Consider the following 22,311-nt stretch of genomic DNA (forward strand, 5'->3'; position numbering starts at 1 on the left):
CAGCCCGCACATCACCGCCACCGTCATCCGAAGCGAGCGACAGTGCGACAACCTCGGGAACCTCGGCCTCCGCGTCCGGCAGGGACGCGCGCACCGCCAGCTCGCCTCCGGCGTCAGGGGCAGCGCGCCGCACCCACTCCACCCGGTACAGCGATTCTTCCCGCGCGTTCCGAGCCGCCGCGAGCTGCTCGGCGGTGACGGCGCGCAGGGTGAGGGCGTCGACGGAGGCGACCGAGGCGCCCGTTCCGTCGGCGATCAGCAGGGACACCGAGTCGTGGCCGGCCTTGGCCAGCCGGACCCGCAGTGAAGCGGCGCCCGTGGCGTGCACGTTCACACCGGTCCACGCGAAGGGCAGCCTCTGCTCCGGGCCCTGGTCGAGCAGTTCGCCCAGGCCCATGGCGTGCAGCGCGGAGTCGAGGAGCGCGGGGTGCAGCGCGAAGCCGGTAACGGAGGCGTCCTCGGGCAGCGCGACCTCGGCGAAGAGCTCCTCGCCCCGCTGCCACACCGCTCGCAGGCCCTGGAACACGGGGCCGTAGCCGAAGCCGGCGTCCGCCAGCCGCTCGTAGCAGCCCTCGCTGTCCACGGCCGTGGCTCCGGCGGGCGGCCACTCAGCCAGAACGGCCGTGTCGGATACCGCCGTGGCCTGCGCGGACTCGGTCAGGATGCCGGTCGCGTGGCACGTCCAAGGGGCATCCGTGGCGGCTTCGCCCTCGGCACGCGAGTAGATCCTGACAGGGCGGCCGCCCGTGGCGTCCGAGTCGCCGACGGTCACCCTGATCTGGACGGCGCCCTCGTCGGAGAGCGCCAGCGGCGCCGCGAGGGTCAGTTCCTCCACGCGGCCGCAGCCGACCTCGTCGCCGGCTCGTACGGCCATCTCCAGGAAGGCCGTACCCGGCAGGAGCGTCACCCCGGACACCGCATGGTCCGCCAGCCAGGGCTGAGTGGCCGTCGACAGGCGGCCGGTCAGCAGCGCGCCGCCGCCGTCGGGCAGGCTCACCGCCGCCCCGAGCAGCGCGTGGTCCGCGTCCACCAGGCCGGCCGAGCCCACGTCGCCCGTGGGCGCCGTGGCCTCCAGCCAGTACTCCTCGTACTGGAAGGCGTAGGTGGGAAGGTCGACGCGCCGGGCACCGGTAGCGGCGTAGAACGCCTTCCAGTCGACGGGCACGCCGTGTACGTGCAGGTGGGCGAGGGCCGTGGTGACGGCCAGGTCCTCGGAGCGGTCGGTGCGCAGCGACGGCACCGTGACACCGGTCCCGTCGAGGACGTCCTGGGCCATGGCGGTCAGGACACCGCCCGGGCCGATCTCCAGGAACGTACGGGCGCCTTCCGCAGCCAGCGTGTTGACCGCGTCGGCGAAACGGACCGCCTGACGGACGTGACGGACCCAGTACTCCGGGTCGCAGAGTTCATCCGCCGCCACCAGCTCACCGGTGAGGGTGGAGACGATCGGAATCGCCGGAGCGGAGAACGAGAGCCCCTCCGCGACCGTACGGAACTCCGCCAGCATCGGCTCCATCAACGGCGAGTGGAAGGCATGCGAGACCGACAGGCGCTTGGTCTTACGACCCTCCAGGCGCCCGACCACAGCCATGACCGCGTCCTCGGCGCCGGACAGGACCACCGACGTCGGCCCGTTGACCGCCGCGATGCCCGCCTCGGACTCATGACCCGCCAGCAGCGGCAGCACCTCGGCCTCCGATGCCTGAACCGCCACCATCACGCCACCGCTGGGCAGCGCCTGCATCAACCGACCCCGGGCGACCACGAGAGCCGCAGCGTCCGCAAGTGACAGAACCCCCGCCACATGCGCAGCCGCCAGCTCACCGATCGAATGACCGGCCAGATAGTCCGCCCGCACACCCCACGACTCCACAAGGCGGAACAACGCCACCTCAACAGCGAACAACGCAGGCTGGGTGAACTCCGTCCGGTTCAGCAGCTCGGCATGCTCGCCGAAGATCACATCCCGCAGAGACTCCCCAGCGCACGCGTCGAGCTCGGCGCACACAGCGTCGAAAGCCTCCGCGAACACCGGGAACGACGCGTACAACTCACGCCCCATCCCCAATCGCTGACTTCCCTGACCCGAGAACATCAGCGCCGTCCGGCCACCAGAGGTGCCGGTATCGCCCCGGACGGCACCGGCGGTCTGCCGGTCCTCGGTGAGGGCGGCCAGGCCGGTGGTCAGTTCGGTGATGTCCGAGCCGAGTACGACCGCGCGGTGCTCCAGCGCCGCGCGCGACGTGGCGAGCGAGAAGCCGACATCGGCCGGGTCGAGGTGCGGGTGCTCCGCCACGTACGACCGCAGTCGCTCGGCCTGTTCCCGCAGTGCCGCAGGGTCCTTCGCCGAGATCATCCAGGGGGTGATCGTTCCGTCCGTGGTGGTCGCGGAGGTTTCGTACTCCTCCGCGGGGCCCTGCTCGATGACGACGTGGGCGTTGGTGCCGCTGACACCGAACGAGGACACACCCGCCCGGCGCGGCCGCCCGTTCTCCGACCACTCCACGGGATCCGTCAGCAGGCGGACGTCGCCCGCCGACCAGTCGACGTGCGGTGACGGCTCGTTGACGTGCAGGGTCCGGGGCAGGACGCCTTCGCGCATCGCCATGACCATCTTGATCACGCCGGCGACACCGGCGGCGGCCTGGGTGTGGCCGATGTTCGACTTCAGCGAGCCCAGCCACAGCGGGCGGTCCTCGGGCCGGCCCTGCCCGTAGGTGGCGAGCAGCGCCTGGGCCTCGATCGGGTCGCCCAGGGTGGTGCCCGTGCCGTGCGCCTCGACCGCGTCCACGTCGGCCGCCGACAGGCCGGCGCTCGCCAGCGCCTGCTGGATCACCCTTTGCTGTGCGGGGCCGTTCGGGGCGGTGAGACCGTTGGAGGCGCCGTCCTGGTTGATGGCGCTGCCGCGTACGACCGCCAGTACCTGGTGTCCGTTGCGCCGCGCGTCCGACAGACGCTCCACGAGCAGCATGCCCGCGCCTTCGGCCCAGCCGGTGCCGTCGGCCTCGGCGGAGAACGCCTTGCAGCGGCCGTCGACGGCCAGGCCGCGCTGGCGGCTGAACTCGATGAAGATGTTGGGCGTCGACATGACGGTCACGCCGCCGACCAGGGCGAGCGAGCACTCGCCCTGCCGCAGCGCCTGCGCCGCGAGGTGCAGCGCGACCAGCGACGACGAGCACGCCGTGTCGACGGTGACCGCCGGGCCTTCGAGGCCGAAGGTGTAGGCGACCCGGCCCGAGGCGATGCTGCCCGCGCTGCCGTTGACGACGTAGCCCTCGAATCCCTCGGGGATCACCGAGAGCCGCGAGCCGTAGTCGTGGTACATCACGCCCGCGAACACACCGGTCCGCGAACCTCGCACCGACGCCGGGTCGATGCCGGCCCGCTCGAAGGCTTCCCAGGAGGTTTCCAGCAGCAGCCTCTGCTGCGGGTCCATCGCCAGCGCCTCGCGCGGCGAGATCCCGAAGAACGCCGCGTCGAACCCACTGGCCTCGTACAGGAAGCCGCCTTCGCGGGCGTAGCTGGTGCCGTGGTGGTCGGGGTCGGGGTGGTAGAGCGAGTCGATGGCCCAGCCGCGGTCGGCGGGGAAGCCGCCGATGGCGTCGCCGCCCTCGCTGACCAGCCGCCAGAGCTCCTCGGGCGAGCGGACGCCGCCCGGGTAGCGGCAGCTCATGCCGACGATGGCGATGGGGTCGTCGTCGGCCGGGAGCTCCACCGGCGCCGGCGCGGCGGGCAGGGCGTCCGCCGCGTCCCCGACGATCTCCGTGCGCAGGTAGCGGGCGAGGGCCTGGGGTGTCGGGTGGTCGAAGACCAGGGTCGCGGGGAGGCGGGTGCCGGTGGCGGAGTTGAGGAGGTTGCGCAGTTCGACGGCGGTGAGGGAGTCGAAGCCGAGCTCCTTGAACGCGCGCTCGGCGTCGACCTGTTCGGCCGAGGCGTGGCCGAGGACGGTGGCGATCTGGCGGCGTACGAGGTCCAGGAGCTCGCGGTCCTGCTCGGCCTCCGTGCGGCCGGCCAGTCGCTGGGCGAGGGTGGAGGCGGTGGTCGCCGTGCCGTCGGTGGCGTGGCTGCGGTCCCGGCGGGCGGGTGCCTTGACCAGGGAGCGCAGCAGCGCCGGGACGTCGCCTTCGGCGGCCTGGGCGCGCAGTCCGGCGCCGTCGAGGCGCAGGGGGTACAGGACGTCGGCGGCTCCGGCGCAGGCGGCGTCGAAGAGGGCGAGTCCGTCGTCGGAGGCCATGGCGGCCAGGCCCATGCGGCGGATGCGGGCGAGGTCGGCGGAGTGGAGCTTGCTGGTCATGCCGCTGTCCTCGGCCCACAGGCCCCAGGCCATCGACACGGCGGGCAGTCCCGCCGCCCGGCGCTGCTGTGCGAGGGCGTCCAGGAAAGCGTTGGCGGCGGCGTAGTTGCCCTGGCCGGCGCCGCCGAGGGTGGCGGAGACGGAGGAGAAGAGCACGAAGGCGCTCAGGTCCGTTTCCTGGGTGAGTTCGTGGAGGTTGAGTGCGGCGTCGACCTTGGGGCGCAGGACGTGGTCGACGCGTTCGGGGGTGAGGGCGGGGACGATGCCGTCGTCCGTGACGCCCGCCGCGTGCACCACGGCGGTGAGGGGGTGTGCGGCGGGGATGGCGGCGAGGACGTCGGCGAGGGCGGTGCGGTCGGCCACGTCGCAGGCGGTGGTGGCGACGTCGGCGCCGAGGGCGGTGAGTTCGGCGGCGAAGTCGGCCGCGCCGTCGGCGGCGAGGCCGCGGCGGCCGAGGAGCAGCAGGCGGCGCGCGCCGTGTTCGGTGACGAGGTGGCGGGCGAGGAGCCGGCCGAGGGTGCCGGTGGCGCCGGTGATCAGGGTGGTGCCGTCGGCCGGGAAGGTGTGGGCGGCGGCCGGGGCGGCGTCGGGGGCCTTGGCGAGGCGGGGCAGCAGGATCCTGCCGTCGCGGACGGCGAGCTGCGGCTCGCCGGTGCTCAGCGCGGCCGGCACGGCCGTGGCCGGCTGTGCGGTCTCGTCGAGGTCGAGGAGGACGAGGCGGCCGGGGTTCTCCGACTGGGCCGAGCGGACCAGGCCCCAGACGGCCGCCTGGGCGGCGTCGAGGCCGTGGGCGGTGCCGGTCTCGCCGTCGGGCGCGACCGCGCCCCGGGTCACCAGCACCAGGCGCGAGGCCGCGAACCGCTCGTCGGCGAGCCAGTGCTGTACGAGGTGCAGCGCGTGGTGGCTCGTCGCCCGTACGGCGTCGGCGGGTGATGCCGACAGCCGCGTCTCCACGGCGGTCACGACGTACTCGGGTACGGGCGTGCCGGCGTCGGCGGCCTCGGCGAGCGCCGCCAGGTCGGTGTGACCCTCGCCGTCGGCGGCGAGGGTGCCGAGGGCGGTCCAGGGCGCCGTGTCCCGGCCGGGCTCGGCGGTGATCCAGTCGAGGTGGAAGAGGGAGTCCTGCCGGGAGGCGGCCGTGCCGCGCAGTTGCTCCGCGGAGACGGGTCGCAGGACGAGCGAGCCGACGGAGGCGACGGGCTGTCCGGTGCTGTCGGCGACGAGTACGGACACGGCGTCGGTGCCGGCCGGGGTGAGGGCGACGCGCAGGGCCGGTGCGCCGGCGGCGCGCAGGTCGATGCGGTCCCAGGCGAAGGGCAGCAGGCCCTGTCCGGTGCTCGTGCCGGAGAGCAGGCCGAGCCAGGAGGCGTGCAGGGCCGCGTCGAGGAGGGCGGGGTGGAGTCCGTACGTGCCGGCCTCGGCGGCCGGTTCGGCGGGCAGGGCCGCCTCGGCGTACAGGGTGTCGCCCTGCCGCCAGGCGCCGCGCAGGCCGCGGAAGGCGGGGCCGTAGCCGAAGCCGAGGGCGTCGAGCCGGTCGTAGAGGTCGTCGGTGGGGACGGGGGTGGCGCCGGGGGGCGGCCAGGCGGTGAGGTCGCGGTGGGGTGCGGCCGGTGCGGTGCCGGGGGTGAGGGTGCCGCCGGCGTGGCGGGTCCAGTCGTCCGGGGTGAGGGCGTCCTCGGGGCGGGAGAAGAGTGCGAGGGCGCGGCGTCCGGTGTCGTCCTGTGCGGCGATGGTGAGCCGGAGCTGGACGCCGCCGTGCTCGGGCAGGACGAGCGGTGCCTCGATCGTGAGGTCCTCGACGCTGTCGCAGCCGGTTTCCTCGCCGGCGCGCAGGGCCAGTTCGACGAAGGCGGTGCCGGGGACCAGGACCACGCCGGAGACGGCGTGGTCGGCGAGCCACGGGTGGGTGGCGAGGGAGAGCCTGCCGGTGAGGACGGTGGTGCCGTCGGGGAGGGCGACGGCGGCACCCAGCATGGGGTGTCCGGGGTCGGTGAGTCCGATGGCGGCGGCGTCGGCGGCGGGCGGGGTCGTCAGCCAGTAGCGCTGACGCTGGAAGGCGTAGGTGGGCAGGTCGACGTGGTGGGCGCCGCGGCCTTCGAAGACCGCGTCCCAGTCGACGGCGGTGCCGTGGACGTGGAGGTGGGCGAGGGCGGTGGTGAGGGCCACGTCCTCGGGGCGGTCGGTGCGCAGCGACGGGACGGTGACGCCGGTGCCGTCGAGGGTGTCCTGGGCCATGGCGGTCAGGACGCCGCCGGGGCCGATCTCCAGGTAGGTGGTGACACCGTCGGCGGCGAGGGTGCCGACGGCGTCGGCGAAGCGGACGGCCCGGCGGACGTGGCGGACCCAGTACTCGGCGTCGCACAGCTCGTCCGCGGCCACCAACTCACCGGTGAGGGTGGAGACGATCGGAATCGCCGGGGCGGAGAACGAGAGCCCCTCCGCGACCGTACGGAACTCCGCCAGCATCGGCTCCATCAGCGGCGAGTGGAAGGCGTGCGAGACCGTGAGGCGCTTGGTCTTACGACCCTCCAAGCGCTCGACCACCGCCATGACCGCGTCCTCGGTGCCGGAAAGGACCACCGAAGTCGGCCCGTTGACGGCCGCGATGCCCGCCTCGGACTCGTGACCGGCCAGCAGCGGCAGGATCTCGTCCTCGCTCGCCTGGACGGCCACCATCACGCCGCCGACCGGCAGGGCCTGCATCAGCCTTCCCCGGGCGGTCACGAGGGCCGCCGCGTCGGGCAGGGTCAGGACGCCGGCGACGTGGGCCGCGGCCAGTTCGCCGATCGAGTGGCCGGCGAGCGCGTCCGGCCGTACGCCCCAGGACTCGACGAGGCGGAAGAGCGCGACCTCGACGGCGAAGAGGGCGGGCTGGGTGAAGGCGGTCCGGTTCAGCTGGTCGGCGTCCTCGGCGAACATCACGTCGCGCAGGGGCTGTTCGAGGTGGGTGTCCAGGTGGGCGCAGACGTCGTCGAAGGCGTCGGCGAAGGCGGGGAACGCGGCGTACAGCTCGCGTCCCATGCCCGGGCGCTGGCTGCCCTGGCCGGAGAAGAGGAGGGCCAGGCGGCCGGGGCCGTCGGGGCCGATGCCGCCGCGCAGGACGTTGGCCGCCGTCTCGTCGCGGGTCAGGGCGTCGAGGCCGGCCAGGAGTTCGTCGCGGCCGGTGCCGACGACGGCGGCGCGGCGCTCCAGGGCGGCGCGGGAGGTGGCCAGGGACAGGCCGATGTCGGCGGGGTCGAGGCCGGGGTCGGCGGTGAGGCGGTCCTTCAGGCGGTCGGCCTGGGCGAGGAGCGCGGTGGTGTCGTGGCCGGAGAGGACCCACGGCACGGGCAGGTCCGGCCGGGCCGCCGGCTCGGCGGGGGCGGCCGGCGCGGCCTCGGGGGCCTGTTCGACGATGACGTGGGCGTTGGTGCCGCTGACGCCGAAGGCGGAGACGGCGGCGCGGCGGGTGCGGCCGTCGGCGGGCCAGGCGACGGGCTCGGTGAGGAGTTCGACGGCGCCGGTGGACCAGTCGACGTGCGGGGTGGGCTCGTCGACGTGCAGGGTCTTCGGCAGCAGCCCGTGTTCGAGGGCCAGTACGGTCTTGATGACGCCGGCGACACCGGCGGCGGCCTGGGTGTGCCCGATGTTGGACTTCAGCGAACCGAGCCACAGCGGCCGGTCCTCGGGCCGGTCCTGGCCGTAGGTGGCGAGGAGGGCCTGGGCCTCGATCGGGTCGCCGAGGGTCGTACCCGTGCCGTGGGCCTCGACGACGTCGACGTCGGCCGCGTCGAGGCCGGCGTTGGCGAGGGCCTGGCAGATGACGCGCTGCTGCGAGGGGCCGTTGGGGGCGGTGAGACCGTTGGAGGCGCCGTCCTGGTTGACGGCGCTGCCCCGGAGGACCGCGAGGACGCGGTGGCCGTTGCGTTCGGCGTCGGAGAGGCGCTCCAGCAGGAGCATGCCGACGCCCTCGCCCCAGCCGGTGCCGTCGGCGGCGGCGGCGAACGCCTTGCAGCGGCCGTCGGGCGCCAGGCCGCGCTGGCGGCTGAACTCGATGAAGATGCCGGGGCTGGCCATGATGGTGACGCCGCCGGCGAGGGCGAGGGAGCACTCCTCCTGGCGCAGGGCCTGCGCCGCGAGGTGCAGGGCGACGAGGGAGGACGAGCAGGCCGTGTCGACGGTGACGGCGGGGCCTTCGAGCCCGTACGTGTAGGAGAGGCGGCCGGAGACGACGCTGGCGGCGCGGCCGGTGAGGAGGTAGCCCTCGACGCCCTCGGGGGCCTTGCGCTCCCCGGCGTTCAGGCCCCAGGCGTACTCCTGGCCGTTGGAGCCGATGAAGACACCGGCCTGGAGGCCCTTGAGCGCGGTGGGGTCGATGCCGGCGCGTTCGAACGCCTCCCAGGAGGTTTCCAGGAGCAGGCGCTGCTGGGGGTCCATGGCCAGTGCCTCGCGCGGGCTGATCCCGAAGAAGGCGGCGTCGAAGTCGGCGGCGTCGTGCAGGAAGCCGCCTTCGCGCGAGTAGGTCGTGCCCCGGTGTTCGGGGTCCGGGTCGTAGAGGGTGTCGAGGTCCCAGCCGCGGTCGGTGGGGAAGCCGGTGAGGGCGTCGGCGCCGTCCACGAGGAGCTGCCACAGCTGCTCGGGCGAGTGGACGCCGCCGGGGAAGCGGCAGCTCATGGAGACGATGGCGATGGGCTCGTCGTCGGCCGGGCGCACGGCGCCGCCGGTGACGGCCGGGGTGTCCGGTGCCTGGCCGGTGACCTGGGCGTGCAGGTACTGCGCGAGCTCGGCCGGGTTGGGGTAGTCGAAGACGACGGTGGTGGGCAGGCTCATGCCGGTGGCGACGGCGAGGCGGTTGCGCAGCTCGATGGCGGTCAGCGAGTCGAAGCCGGTCTCGCGGAAGGCCCGGCCGGGCTGGACGGCGTCGGCGCCGGAGTGGCCGAGGACGGTGGCGGCCTGGGTGCGTACGAGCTCCAGGACGGCGCGGGCCTGTTCGGCGTGGCCGAGGCCGGCCAGGCGGCGGCCGAGGGCCGGCCCGTCGGTGTCGCCGGTCCCGGCGGCCGGTGCGGCGGAGGCCGTGAGGAGTGCGCGTGCCTCGGGGAGGTCGTCGAGGAGGGGGTAGGTGCCGGTGACGGCGAAGGCGGGGACGAAGCGTTCCCAGTCGATGTCGGCGACGGTGACGGCGGTGTCGTTCTGCTCCAGGGCGGTGTGCAGTGCCTGGATGCCGAGGTCGGCGGCCATGGGGAGGATGCCGCGGCGGGCGAGGTGGGCCTCGGCGTGGTCGCCCATCATCCGGCCGGAGCCCCAGGAGCCCCAGGCGACGGCGGTGGCGGGCAGGCCCTGGGCGCGGCGCCGGTGTGCGAGGGCGTCGAGGAAGGCGTTGGCGGCGGCGTAACCGCCCTGGCCGCCGTTGCCGACGACGCCGGAGATGGAGGAGAAGAGGACGAAGAAGTCCAGGTCGAGGCCGGCGGTGAGGTCGTGCAGGTGCTGGGCGGCGTCGGTCTTGGGGCGCAGGACGCGCTCCAGCCGGTCGGTGGTCAGCGCGTCGAGGACGCCGTCGTCCAGGACGCCCGCGGTGTGGATGACGCCGCCGAGGGGGTGTTCGGCGGGCAGCGAGCCGAGGAGTTCGCGCAGTCGGTCGCGATCGGTGACGTCGCAGGCGGCGATGGTGGTGGGGGTGCCGAGGGCTTCGAGTTCGGCGCGGAGTTCCTCCGCTCCCTCGGCGGCGGGGCCGCTGCGGCTGGTCAGGAGGAGGTGTTCGGCGCCGTGGTGGGCGAGCCAGCGGGCCACGTGGGCGCCGAGGGTGCCGGTGCCACCGGTGACGAGGACGGTGCCGCGGAGCCGGAGCGGGGTGCGGGTGGGGGTGGCGTGGGCTCGTACGAGGCGGCGGCCGAAGGTGGTGGAGCCGCGTACCGCGACTTCGTCCTCGGTGCCGGCGAGGGCGGCGGTGAAGGCGGTCAGGGTGCGCTCGTCGAGGGTCTCGGGGAGGTCGACGACGCCGCCCCAGCGCTGCGGGTACTCGGCTCCCACGACGCGTCCGATGCCCCAGAGCTGGGCCTGCGCGGGGTCGCGCAGCGGGTCGGCGGGGCCGGTGGAGACGGCGCCGGAGGTGACGCACCACAGGGGCGCGGTCACCTCGGCGTCGCCGAGGGCCTGGACGAGGGCGACAGTCGTGGCCAGGGCGGTGGCGACCCGGTGGGTGGGGAGGGTGCTGCCGTCGGCGGCGAGCAGGGACAGTACGCCGGTGAACGCGCCGGTGTCCGTTCCGCCGAGGCGGGCGGCCAGGGTGGTGCGGTCGTCGGCGGCGTCGACGGTGAGGAGTTCGACGTCGGCGCCGCGCGCGGCGAGTGCGCGGTGGACGGCGGTGATCCGCTCGTCGTCGGTGCGGCCGGCGGGGACGGCGAGCAGCCAGGTCCCGGCGGGTGCGGCGGTGTCGCGCCGGAGCGGCTGCCAGGTGACGCGGTAGCGCCAATTGTCGACGGCGGAGGTCTCGGCGGCGCGGCGGCGCCAGGTGGCGAGGCCGGCGAGGAGGTCGTCGACGGAGGGTTCGGCGCCCAGGTCCAGGGCGGCGGTCAGGGCTGCCAGGTCCTCGGTCTCGACGGCCTCCCAGAAGCGGCTCTCCTCGGCGCCGCCGGATCCGGCGCGGTCGGTGGCGGGGGCGGCGGAGTCGAGCCAGAAGCGGCGCCGCTGGAAGGGGTAGGTGGGCAGGTCGACGGTGCGGACGGGCCGGCCGGCGAACACCGGCGACCAGTCGACGGCGACGCCGCGCACCTGCGCCTCGCCCAGGGAGGTCAGGAAGCGGACCGGGCCGCCCTGCTCGCGGCGCAGGGAGGGGACGACGTGCGCGGTGACACCGGCGGTCTCGGCGGTCTCCTGGAGGCCGATCGCCAGCACCGGGTGCGGGCTGACCTCGATGAAGACCTGGTGACCGGCCTCCATGAGAGCGCGGGTGGCGGGCTCGAAGCGCACGGTGGTGCGCAGGTTGGTGTACCAGTACGCGGCGTCGGTGGCCGCGGTGTCGATGACGTCGCCGGTGACGGTGGAGTGGAAGGGGACGTCCGGGACGCGCGGGGTGATCCCGGCGAGGGCGGTGGCGAGTTCGTCCTCGATGATCTCGACGTGCGAGGAGTGGGAGGCGTAGTCGACGGGGACGCGCTTGGCCCGTACGCCGTCGGCCTCGCAGGTGGCGAGGAGTTCGTCGAGGGCGTCGGCGTCGCCGGAGACGACGACGGAGCGGGGGCCGTTGAGCGCGGCGATGCCGATGCGGTCGCCCCAGGCGGCCAGTCGGCGGGTGACCTCGGGCAGCGGCAGGGGGACGGACACCATGCCGCCCAGGCCCGCGAGGCGGCTGAGGAGCCGGCTGCGGAGCGCGACGACGCGGGCGGCGTCCTCCAGGCCGAGGGCGCCGGCCACGGTGGCGGCGGCGATCTCGCCCTGGGAGTGGCCGACGACGGCGGCGGGCCGCACGCCGAAGGAGCGCCACAGTTCGGCGAGGGAGACCATGACGGCCCACAGCGCGGGCTGGACGACGTCGTCCGCGGAGTCCAGGGCGGGGGCGCCGGGGGCGCCGCGCAGCACGTCCTCCAGCGACCAGTCGACGTGCGGTGCCAGGGCGGCGGCGCAGGCGCGCAGCCGCTCACGGAAGACGGCGGAGGTGTCGAGGAGTTCGACGGCCATTCCGGCCCACTGGGAGCCCTGGCCGGGGAAGACGAACACCGCGCGCGCCTCGTCGCCGGCGTGGCCCCGGACGGTGTGCACGGTGGTGTCGTCGGCGGCGAGGGCGCGGAGGGCGTCGGTCAGTTCGGCGCGGTCGGCGCCGACGAGGACGGCCCGGTGCTCGAAGGCCGTGCGGGTGGTGACGAGGGCGTGGCCGATGTCGGCGGGGTGCGTGCCGGGGTGGGCGTCGACGTGGGCCAGGAGGGCGCGGGCCTGCGCGGTGAGGGCCTCGGGGGTACGGGCGGACAGCGGCCAGGGCACGGCGGTGGCGTCCGGCCCGTCGCCGGCCGGGGTCTCCTCGGCCGGGGCGTCGGGGGCCTGTTCGAGGATGGCGTGCGCGTTGGTGCCGCTGATGCCGAAGGATGACACGCCCGAGCGGCGGGGCCGGCCGGTCTCGGGCCAGGGGGCCTGGTCGGTGAGGAGGCGTACGGCGCCGGTGGACCAGTCGACGTGGGGCGAGGGCTCGTCCGCGTGCAGGGTCTTGGGGAGGATCCCGTGCTGGAGCGCGAGGACCATCTTGATGACGGAGGCGACGCCGGCGGCGGCCTGCGTGTGGCCGATGCTGGACTTCAGGGAGCCCAGCAGCAGCGGCCGGTCACCGGGCCGGTCCTGCCCGTAGGTGGCGAGCAGGGCCTGGGCCTCGATCGGGTCGCCGAGCTTGGTGCCGGTGCCGTGGGCGTCGACGGCGTCGACGTCGGCCGCCGTGAGACCGGCGCCCGCGAGCGCCTGGCGGATGACGCGCTGCTGGGCGGGGCCGCTGGGCGCGGTGAGGCCGTTGGAGGCGCCGTCCTGGTTGATGGCGGTGGAGCGGACGACGGCGAGGACGGGGTGGCCGTTGCGGCGGGCGTCGGAGAGCTTCTCCAGGACGAGCATGCCGGTGCCCTCGGCGAGCCCGAAGCCGTCGGCGGCGGCGGAGAACGCCTTGCAGCGGCCGTCGGGGGCGAGGGCGCGCTGCTTGCTGAACTCGATGAACATGCCCGCCGAGGGGATGACGGTGGCGCCTCCGGCGAGGGCCAGCGCGCACTCGCCGGCGCGCAGCGCCTGGACGGCCAGGTGGAGGGCGACGAGCGAGGACGAGCAGGCGGTGTCGACGGTGACGGCGGGGCCTTCGAGGCCGAGGGTGTAGGAGAGGCGGCCGGAGGCCACGCTGGCGGTGTTGCCGGTCAGCAGGTAGCCGCTGAGCTCGTCGGGCGCCTCGTACAGGCGGGGGCCGTAGTCCTGCGTCATGGCGCCGACGAACGTGCCGGTGCGGGTTCCGCGCAGGGCGGTCGGGTCGAGGCCGGCGCGTTCGAGCGCCTCCCAGGCGGTCTCCAGCAGCAGGCGCTGCTGGGGGTCCATGGCGAGGGCCTCGCGCGGGGAGATGCCGAAGAACTCGGGGTCGAAGCCGGCGGCGTCGTGGAGGAAGCCGCCCTCGCGCTGGTAGTAGGCGCCGGGCCGGCCGGGTTCGGGGTCGTAGAGGCCGTCGACGTCCCAGCCGCGGTCGCGCGGGAGGGCCGCGACCGCGTCCTCGCCGGCGGTCAGGAGCCGCCACAGGTCCTCGGGGGTGTCGATGCCTCCGGGCAGCCGGCAGCTCATGGCGACGACGGCGATGGGCTCGTCGTCGCGGGCCGGGACCTGCGCCTCGGCGGCGTCCGCCTCGGTGCGGCCGAGGGCTTCGGCGAGGACGCGGCGTACGAGGGAGGCGGGGGTGGGGTGGTCGAAGACGACCGTGTGGGGCAGGGCCAGGCCGGTGGCCTCGGTGAGGCGGTTGCGCAGTTCGACGGCGGCGACCGAGTCGAGCCCCAGGTCGCGGAAGGCACGGCCGGGGGCGACGGCGGCGGGGCCGGGCAGGTCGAGGAGGGCCGCGGCCGCGGCGTGCACGAGGTCCGCGACGAGCCGCTCCCGGCCGTCCTCGGACAGGGCGCGCAGCCGCTCCCCGAAGGGCAGGCCGGTCGCCTCGGGCCGGTGGAAGGCGTAACCGGGCAGCGGTACGTGGCGCGGTGCCGGGGCGTCGAGCACCCGCGCCCAGTCGACGTCGGCGCCGTGGACGTACGCCTCGGCCAGCGAGGTGCGCAGCCGTGCTTCCCCGCCCCGGTCGCGGCGCAGGGTGGCCACGGCGGCGGCGCGGTGACCGGCGGCGGCTACGGTCTCCTGGACGGCGGCGGTCAGGGTGGGGTGCGGGCAGACCTCCACGAACAGGTCGTGGCCGGCGTCGAGGAGGGCGCGCGTGGTCCGCTCGAACAGGACGGGCCGGCGCAGCGTCTCGTACCAGTAGGCGGCGTCGGCGACCCGTCCGTCGACGACGGTGCCGGTGAGCGAGGAGTACAGCGGCAGGCGGGTGGCGCGCGGTGCGATGCCCGCGAGGTCGCGCAGGAGGCGGTCGCGGACGTCCTCGATGTGGGGCGAGTGGGCCGCGAGGCCGATGGCGACGAGCCGGATGCGTACGCCCTCGGCGGTGAGCTCGGCCCGCAGCTCGGTGACGGCGTCGGCGTCGCCGGAGACGACCGTGGAGCCGGGGCCGTTGTACGCGCCGATGACGAGCCGGCCGTCCCACTTCTCCAGCCGGGCGGTCACCTCGGCGGCGGGCAGGGCGACGGCCAGCATCTCGCCGCGGCCGACGAGGGTCGCCTCGGCCTGGCCCCAGCGGGCGGCGACGAGGGCGGCGTCCTCCAGGGTGAGGGCACCAGCGGCGTGGGCGGCGGCGATCTCGCCGACGCTGTGGCCGGCCACGGCCTCCGGCCGTACGCCGCGGGCGCGCAGGGTCGCGCCGAGGGCGACCTCGACGGCGAAGACGACGGGCTGGTTCACGTCGGGGGTGTCGAGCGCGGGGGCGCCGGGGGCGGCGCGCAGGACGTCGGTCAGGTTCCAGTCGACGCAGGGCGCGAGCGCGTCCTGGCACTCCTGGATCGCCTCGCGGAACACGGGGTCGGAGTCGAGGAGTTCGCGGGCCATCAGCGGCCACTGGCCGCCCATGCCCGGGAACAGGAAGGCGAGGCCGCCGCCGGTGGCGGTGCCGCGAACCATGTTCGGCGCGGGGGCGCCGTGCGCGAGGGCGCCGAGACCGCGCAGGAGTTCCTCGCGGCTCTCGCCCAGGACGACGGAGCGGTGGGCGAAGCGGTGGCGCCGGGTGGCCAGCACGTGCGCCACGTCGGCGGGGTCGAGGCCGGGGTGGGCGGTGAGGTGGGCGTGGAGCCGCTGCGCCTGCGCACGCAGCGCGCCGGGCCCGGCGGCGGACAGGATCCAGGGCAACGGCCCGCGGGCGCGGCCCGCGGCCGGCTCGCCGGACTCGGCCTGTTCGGCCGGCTCGTACGGCTGGGCGCTCTCCAGGACGTCGTCACCCGGGAGTACGAGCAGCACGCGATCGCCGTCGGCGAGGGCCTGACGCAGCGGCTTGAGGACGACGGCTCCGTAGCCGCGGAAGCCGTCGTCGCCGGAGGTCGCAGAGGTATCGCCGCCGGACGAGGCGGGGCTGTCGCCGCGCGGGGCAAGGCTGCCACCGCCGCCGGAAGAACCGGAGGAAGCGGTCCCGGAGCCACCGGACTTCGTGACACCGTCGCCACCGGACCCGGCGCCCCCAGGCACGACCCGCGTCCGCGCAGCGTCCGGCAGTGCCACGTCCGGCCCGCCCGCCACCGCAACGTCCGCCTCGCCGGAACGCAGCCGGGCGCACGCCGCGTGGACGGCGTCGGGGCCGGTCGCGTGGGTGAGGTCGGCGGCCGGTGCGACGTCGGCGAGCCGGAGGGCGCCCCGCACGAGCGCCTCGGCGGAGGGTTCCGCTTCGCCTTCCGGCAGGGCGGCGGCGTGGACCGCGGTCCGGGTCCGTCCCGGCGTGGCGGTGACCGCGCCGGCGTCCTCCAGGGCCGTCCAGAGCACGGCCACGGCCCGGCCCGCGCCGGAACCCGTTTCCGCGGGGTTGCCGAGGAATTCCGTGAGGATTTCCTCGTCGATGTCACGGAATTGCTCGGAAGGGCGGCGAGCCGATCCGATGACCGCGATCGCGTCTTCCCTCATCTTGCCGGACTCGGACAGCACCGACTCGGACTCGCTCATTTCCGTGCTCCATCGACCCGTAGAACTGCAGCAGATTTGCGGGTGGGCGCGCGCACGCTCGCGATGCGCGCGCCCAGGGGAATGTCCGGCCTTATGCGGCGGTGACATCCTGTTTGATGACGCGCTCGATGTTGCGTTCGGCGAGCGCCGTGATCGTCACAAAGGGATTGACGCCGATGGAGCCGGGGATCAGGGCGCCGTCGGTGACGTAGAGGTTCTTGTAGCCGGCGACCCGGCCGTAGAGGTCGGTGGCCTTGCCCAGGACGCAGCCGCCGAGCGGGTGGTAACAGAAGTCGTCGGCGAACGCCTTGAGCTGCTTGCCGAACAGGTCGTAGCGGTAGATCGTGCCGTTGGCCTTGTTGATCCGGTCGAACAGCGACTTCGCGGCGTTGACCGCGGGCGCGTTCTGCTCCCGGGTCCAGCGCAGCTTGGCCCGGTCGGTGGCCCGGTCGTAGACGAACGTGCCGCGCTCGGGGTTCTTGGTGATGGCCAGGTAGAGGCTGACCCAGGTCTCCAGGCCCGCCGGCATGGGGGCGATCTCGGCGAAGACGGGGGCGTCGCGGTTGTCCCAGTCGTCGATGCCGAGCGCGGGAATGGACGACTGCTTGGCGCCGGTGGGGTTCCACACGTGGTTGGCGCGGGCGGTCATGATGTTGCCGTTGGGGCCCCAGCCGGTGCCGATCTCGGGGCTGAGGCCGGGCAGGGCGCCGGTCTCCCGGGCGCGCAGCAGCAGTTCGGTGGAGCCGAGGCTGCCGGCGCCGAGGAAGAGGTGGCGGCAGGAGATCTCCTTCGCCGCGAGCACCTTGCCGTCGGGGTCCTTCTGCTCGACGGTCAGCGCGTAGGTGCCGTCCTTCTGCAGACGGATGGACTTGACCTCGTGCATCGTCTCGATGGTGACCTTGCCGGTGCCGAGGGCGGCGGCCAGGTAGGTCTTGTCGAGGCTCATCTTGCCGTGGTTGTTGCCGTAGATGACCTCGGCGGCCAGCGCGGACTTGGGCGCGGAACCGTCCGCCTCCCGCCGCATGTGGTCCCAGTCGTAGACGTTGGGCACGAAGGTGGTACCCAGGCCCGCCTTGGTCGCCTGCTCGCGCGAGACGCGGGCGAACTTGTACCACTCGGTCTGCTCGAACCAGCTCTTGTCGACGTTGTTCACACGGAGCGTGGAGTTGGCGCGCGGGAAGTACCGGTCGTACATCTCGGCGGCGTCGACCTGGGGCAGTACCTCCTCGAAGTACGAGCGCCGGGGCGTGACCGCCATGCCGCCGTTGACCAGGGAGCCGCCGCCGACGCCGCGCCCGACGTAGACGGACATCTGCTCGAAGTTGACCCGGTCCAGGACACCGGCGTAGGGCTCGATGTCGCGGTTGGCGAGGTCGAGCCAGAGGAAGGAGCCCAGCGGCGCCTCGGTGCGGGTCTTGAACCAGCTGGAGCGCTTGTCGGGCTTGAGCATGCCGCTGAAGATGTTGCCGTCCGCGCCGGGCCGGTTCCACAGCTGGCCCATCTCCAGCATCAGCGTGGGCACGCCGGCCTCGCCGAGGCGCAGGGCGGAGACGGCCGCGCCGTAGCCGGTGCCGATGACCACGGCCGGTACGAACGAGCCGCCGGCGGCGGCCTTTCCGGCGGCCGCGGCGCGGGGGGCCGCGGAGACGGTGGTTGCCCCGGCGAGGGCGGCGGTGCTGAGGGCGGCCATGCCGAGCAGCCGGCGCCGGGACAGATGCTGGTTCTCTACCACGCTGGTCCTACCTGACCTTTCACACGTTCCATGGGGGACTTGCCGGACGTTCCCGGTGGGGCGGGCGCGAGGACCGCTACCAGGCCACCGGGAGGCTGTGGACGCCGTAGACCTGCATGTCGTCCCGCAGCGGCACCTCGTCGGCCGGTACGGCCAGGCGCAGGCCGGGGAAGCGGCGCAGCAGGCCGTTGATGCCGACGCGCAGTTCGATGCGGGCCAGTTGCTGGCCGAGGCACTGGTGGATGCCGTGGCCGAAGGCCAGGTGGGCGGCCGCGTGCCGGGTGACGTCGAGGCCGTCGGGGGCGGCGTAGCGGGCGGGGTCGCGGTTGGCGGCCGCCAGCGAGACCATGACGACCTCGCCCTCCTTGATCAGCGTGCCGTCGATCTCGGCGTCCTCCAGGGCGGCGCGGGTCGGGCCGTGGTGGACGATGCTGAGGTAGCGCAGCAGTTCCTCGACCGCGCTCTCGGTCAGGGCGGGGTCGGCGCGCAGCGCGGCGAGCTGTGCGGGGTTCTCCAGCAGGGCGAAGGCGGAGAGCGCGAGCTGGTTGGCGGTCGTCTCGTGGCCGGCGACCAGCAGCAGGAAGGCGATCGAGGTGAGTTCCTCGTCGGTGAGGCCGCCGTCGCCGTGGGCCAGGCCGCTGAGGATGTCGTCGCCGGGTTCGTCGCGCTTGAGGAGGACCAGCCGGTGGAGGTACGCGCCGAGGTCGGCGAAGGCCCCGGTGACCTCTTCGGTGCTGGCGCCGTAGCTGCTCCAGACAGCGGTGTCGTGCTGGAAGCGCTCCCGGTCCGCGTAGGGCACGCCGAGCAGTTCGCTGATCACCAGCGAGGGGATCGGCAGGGCGAACTCCTTGAAGAGGTCGGCCCCCGGGCCCACGCGCTCCATGGCGTCGAGGTGGTCCTCGGTGATCTTCTCGATCCGCTCGGTCAGCAGGCGCATCCGGCGGACGGTGAACTGGCCGGTGAGGAGCCGGCGGTAGCGCTGGTGTTCCGGGTCGTCGTGCTGGATGAACATTCCGGGTGGCGCGGCCGGGGATTCCTCCAGGGTCAGCGCGCGCGGCACGGGCGGGTGCTTGAGTTCGCCCCGGGCGCTGAAGCGGGGGTCGGACAGCACGGCGCGGGCCGCGGAATATCCGGTGACGAGCCAGCCCAGATGACCGTTCGCGAACGTCATCCTGGTGACCGGTTCTCTTTCCCGCAGCGCGCATGTCTCCGCGGGCGGATCGAAGAAGTTGTCACGAACGGTCGAGAATAAGGCCGGCATTGCCCCGGTCATCCACTGCTCCCCAAGGGATTGGCGTCAGGTCGGCAGAAGGCATTCCCCCGTACGTACACGCCTTCGATACCGCCGAAATGACCGTATGGAGGGGGCCGGAACGCTGTCAACGAAATCAATCCCCGGAGCTCTAACCCTGTGGGGACGGGCGGGAGGTACGGTTACCGCTGGTTCCGCCGGTGCTTCGGTTCGGTACGGTCCGGTGCGGTGCGGCCGGACCCGCCGGTGGTGCCGCCCGGCAGCAGGTGGGACAGGGCGGCGAGTTCCGTTCGGCCGCTGACGCTCAGCTTCCGGTAGGCGTGCGTGAGGTGCTTCTCCACGGCCCGTGAGCTCACGTCGAGCCGCTCGGCGATGTCGCGGTTGGACACGCCCTGCGCGGCGAGCCCGGCGACCGTGCGTTCGGCGCGGGTGAGGGATTCGACGGCCAGGGAGCTCACGCCCCGTGCCATCGCCCGAAGTTCGCGGGCCGCTCGTTCGGCGAGCCAGGGCACCCCGCAGGCCAGGGCCTGTTCGCGGCCGCGGCGCAGGTGCCGTTCGGCCTCCTCGGCCCGGTCGGCGGCCCGCAGCCGCCTGCCGAGGAGGACGGAGGTACGGGCGCGTTCCATGCCGTTGACGGCGCCCTCCAGGGTGTCCAGGGACTCGCGCAGCAGGGCGATCCCCGGCTCCCCCTCGGTGACGGCGCCCTTCATCCGCTGGGCGCGGCCGATCGCCACGGGGGTCCCCCAGGCCCGGGCGCGGGCGCACTCCTCCTCGATGAGGGTCTGGGCGCGTACGGCGTGGCCCATGCGGTAGTGCAGCCCGGCGGCCCAGGCGCGCCAGGGGAAGACGGCGGGGTTGCGCCAGTCGGCGCGTTCGGCGGCGCGACCCCAGTCGAGGAAGTACTCCAGCGCGGTGGGCAGGTCTCCCGCGGCGGCGGCCGCGGAGCCGCGGATGAGCTGGAGGGAGGAGGGCTGGTGGCCCTGGTGGACGCCTTCGCGGCGGTAGGCCAGCAGCCGCCGGGTGAGTTCCGCGTCCCGGCTCTCGATGGCGACGAGCACGACGCCGATCAGCGACTGGAGCGTCGCCCAGTCGGCGACGCCCAGGGCGAGTGCCTCCGCGGCCTGGGCGCGGGCCTCCTCCAGGCGGCCCTGGGCGAGCAGTACCTGGGTGAGCTGGGTGCTGATGACGGCCTCGGGGGCGGTCGCGTTCTCGCGGCGGGCCCGTTCCTGTGCGGTGCGCAGCCAGGGCGTGATGGTCTCGACGGAGTCGGCGGCGATGAGGATGTGGGTCAGCAGGGGCAGGGCGGTGTAGGTGTGGTCCGGGGAGGCGGGTTCGTACTGCAGGACGCGGTGGGCGAGGGGGGTGACCTCGGCCGCGGACATGCCCTGGGACATGGTGGCGCCGTGCAGCAGGACGGTGACCAGTTCCCGTTCGGCGGCGGTGCCCAGGGGTGGGGTGGGGCCGAGGGAGCGCAGACGGTCGGCGCAGGTGAGGAGTTGTCCGGGGCCGGCCACCGCGACGTGGCGCAGCCGCGCTTCGAGGCGCAGGGCCAGTTCGCGGTCCTGGCCGACGATCAGTTCGGGGGGCCCGAGTTCGTCGGCGACCTTGCTGATCGCCTCCACGGACGGGGGCGGGCAGCCGCCGAGGAGGGAGGGGGGTATGCGGGCGGCGGCGATGGCGCGCTGGGCCGGGGAGGGGATGAGCAGCAGGGCCTGGCCGATGTGGCGGATGGCGGCCGGCGGGTCGAAGGCCCGCTCCACGGTGGCGAGGTCGACGAGCAGGGCGGCCCGGTCGGGGCCGGCGGGCCGGCTGCCCAGCAGGGCCCGGCGCAGGTAGCGGGCGGCGTCCTCGGGGGCGCCGCGACGCAGGGCGGCCGTCGCGGCGGTGCGCAGCACCTCGGTCGCCCAGCTGTCCTGGCAGGAGGGGGCTTCGAGGAGCTGGGTGGCGGCCTGTTCGGCGGGGTGGCCGGAGGTGTGCAGGAGGAGGGCGGCGTAGATGTGGCCGTCCTCGTGTTCCGCGGGGGTCATGGCGTCCTCGACGGCGTCCCGTACGGCCCGGTGGACGAAGCGGGGTTCGGGGTCGGCGGTCAGCAGTCCGAGCCGGCACAGGGCGCGGACCGCGCTGTCGCGGCCGGTCTCGTCCAGCCCGGCGAGGCGCCCGGCGAGTTCGGGGGCGGCGGGTGCGGTGAGGACGGCCAGTGCCTTGGCCATGGCCTGTACGGGGGCGGGCTGGGAGCGCAGGGCTGCCTGGAGGCGTTCGCGCAGGGAGGGCAGGGCGGTGGTGTGCGGGGCGTCGGCGTGCCCGGCGTCGGGGAGGTCGGCCGCGGCGAGGGCGTCGAGGGTGGCGGTGAGGAACATCGGGTTGCCCGCGCCGGCTTCGTGGCAGGCGGTGACGCGGGCGGGGTCGGCGGGGTGACCGAAGCGGGCGGCGACGAGTTCGGCGGTGCTCTGCGGCGAGAGGGGCCCGGGGCGCAGGACGTGGCCGGCTCGGTCGGTGATCTCGTGGACGCGGGGTTCCTCCGCGTGGGGGTCGCCCTCGCGCAAGGAGACGATGACGGTGACGCACAGGCGGGCGATGCGCTTGGCGAGGTAGCCGAGCCAGCGCAGGGAGGGGGCGTCGGCCCACTGGAGGTCGTCGACGAGCAGGAGCAGGGGCGTGCGGGCGGCGCGTTCGGCGACGAGGGCGAGGAGTTCGCCGTGCGGCTCCGGGCCGGTGGTGGCGGCGGGGTCGCACGCGTCCGGTTCGAGGGACGTGCCGGGCAGGAGCGGTTCCAGGAGCTGGCCGACCACGCCGAAGGCGAAGTCCTGTTCCATGAGGGCCGCGCTCGCCCCGAGGACGTGGGTGCCCAGGCGTTCGGCCGGTGTCCGCACGGCGCGCAGCAGGGCGGTCTTGCCGGTGCCGAGGCCGCCGGTGACGACGAGCAGGGATCCGTTGCCCCCTGCTGAGGCTTTCAGCGCCTCGGTGATCAGGTCGAGTTCGCGCTGCCTGTCCAGCAGAGGGGTCGGCTCAGGGGTCATCGGTGTTCCTCCGTGGGCGCCCCAGCGCGGCGGCCAGCTCCGACCGCCCCGAGATGCCCAATTTGCGGTACGCCTTGGTGAGGTGGAGCTCCACGGTGCGCAGGGTCACCGTCAGCTCGGCGGCGATGGCGCGGTTGGCCATGCCGTGTGCGGCGAGGTCGGCCACGCGCAGTTCGGCGCTGGTCAGCCCGCGCGGTGCCGGTGGGCGTGGCGCGTCGGGCGCCGTGGTGGCGGGCCGGGCGGTCGGTGCGGGGCGGGGTGGTCCGGCGGTACGGGCGAGCAGCGCGGGGACGGT

General features: G+C 74.5%; 5 protein-coding genes. All 5 read right to left on the minus strand.

The window, feature by feature from the left end:
* The coding region (locus J7E86_RS25050) for a type I polyketide synthase (protein WP_251019644.1) at nt 1–16,015 on the minus strand (16,015 nt) is incomplete at its 3' end.
* 91 nt (nt 16,016–16,106) lie between these two features.
* Nucleotides 16,107–17,705, minus strand: a complete 1,599-nt coding sequence (locus J7E86_RS25055; protein ID WP_215084473.1) for a GMC oxidoreductase — start codon at nt 17,703–17,705, stop codon at nt 16,107–16,109.
* A 118-nt stretch (nt 17,706–17,823) separates the two neighbouring features.
* Nucleotides 17,824–18,918 carry a cytochrome P450 gene (locus J7E86_RS25060; RefSeq protein WP_308312725.1) on the minus strand — a complete coding sequence of 365 codons (1,095 nt, stop codon included), beginning with the start codon at nt 18,916–18,918 and terminating at the stop codon, nt 17,824–17,826.
* Between the two features lie 263 nt (nt 18,919–19,181).
* Nucleotides 19,182–22,016 (minus strand): AAA family ATPase, encoded by a 2,835-nt coding sequence (locus J7E86_RS25065; RefSeq protein ID WP_215084467.1) that lies wholly within the window; start codon nt 22,014–22,016, stop codon nt 19,182–19,184.
* Nucleotides 22,006–22,311: helix-turn-helix transcriptional regulator (locus J7E86_RS25070; RefSeq protein ID WP_215084469.1), on the minus strand; the 306-nt coding region annotated here is incomplete at its 5' end. The genes J7E86_RS25070 and J7E86_RS25065, both read right to left, overlap by 11 nt.

The sequence above is a fragment of the Streptomyces sp. ISL-11 genome, from assembly GCF_018614525.1.
Taxonomy (GTDB): Bacteria; Actinomycetota; Actinomycetes; order Streptomycetales; family Streptomycetaceae; genus Streptomyces.

What these genes read in the sequence shown, in the direction of transcription:
- J7E86_RS25065 (WP_215084467.1), bottom strand. Translation starts at nt 22,016, where the DNA reads ATGACCCCTGAGCCGACCCCTCTGCTGGACAGGCAGCGCGAACTCGAC.
- J7E86_RS25060 (WP_308312725.1), bottom strand. Translation starts at nt 18,918, where the DNA reads ATGACGTTCGCGAACGGTCATCTGGGCTGGCTCGTCACCGGATATTCC.
- J7E86_RS25055 (WP_215084473.1), bottom strand. Translation starts at nt 17,705, where the DNA reads ATGGCCGCCCTCAGCACCGCCGCCCTCGCCGGGGCAACCACCGTCTCC.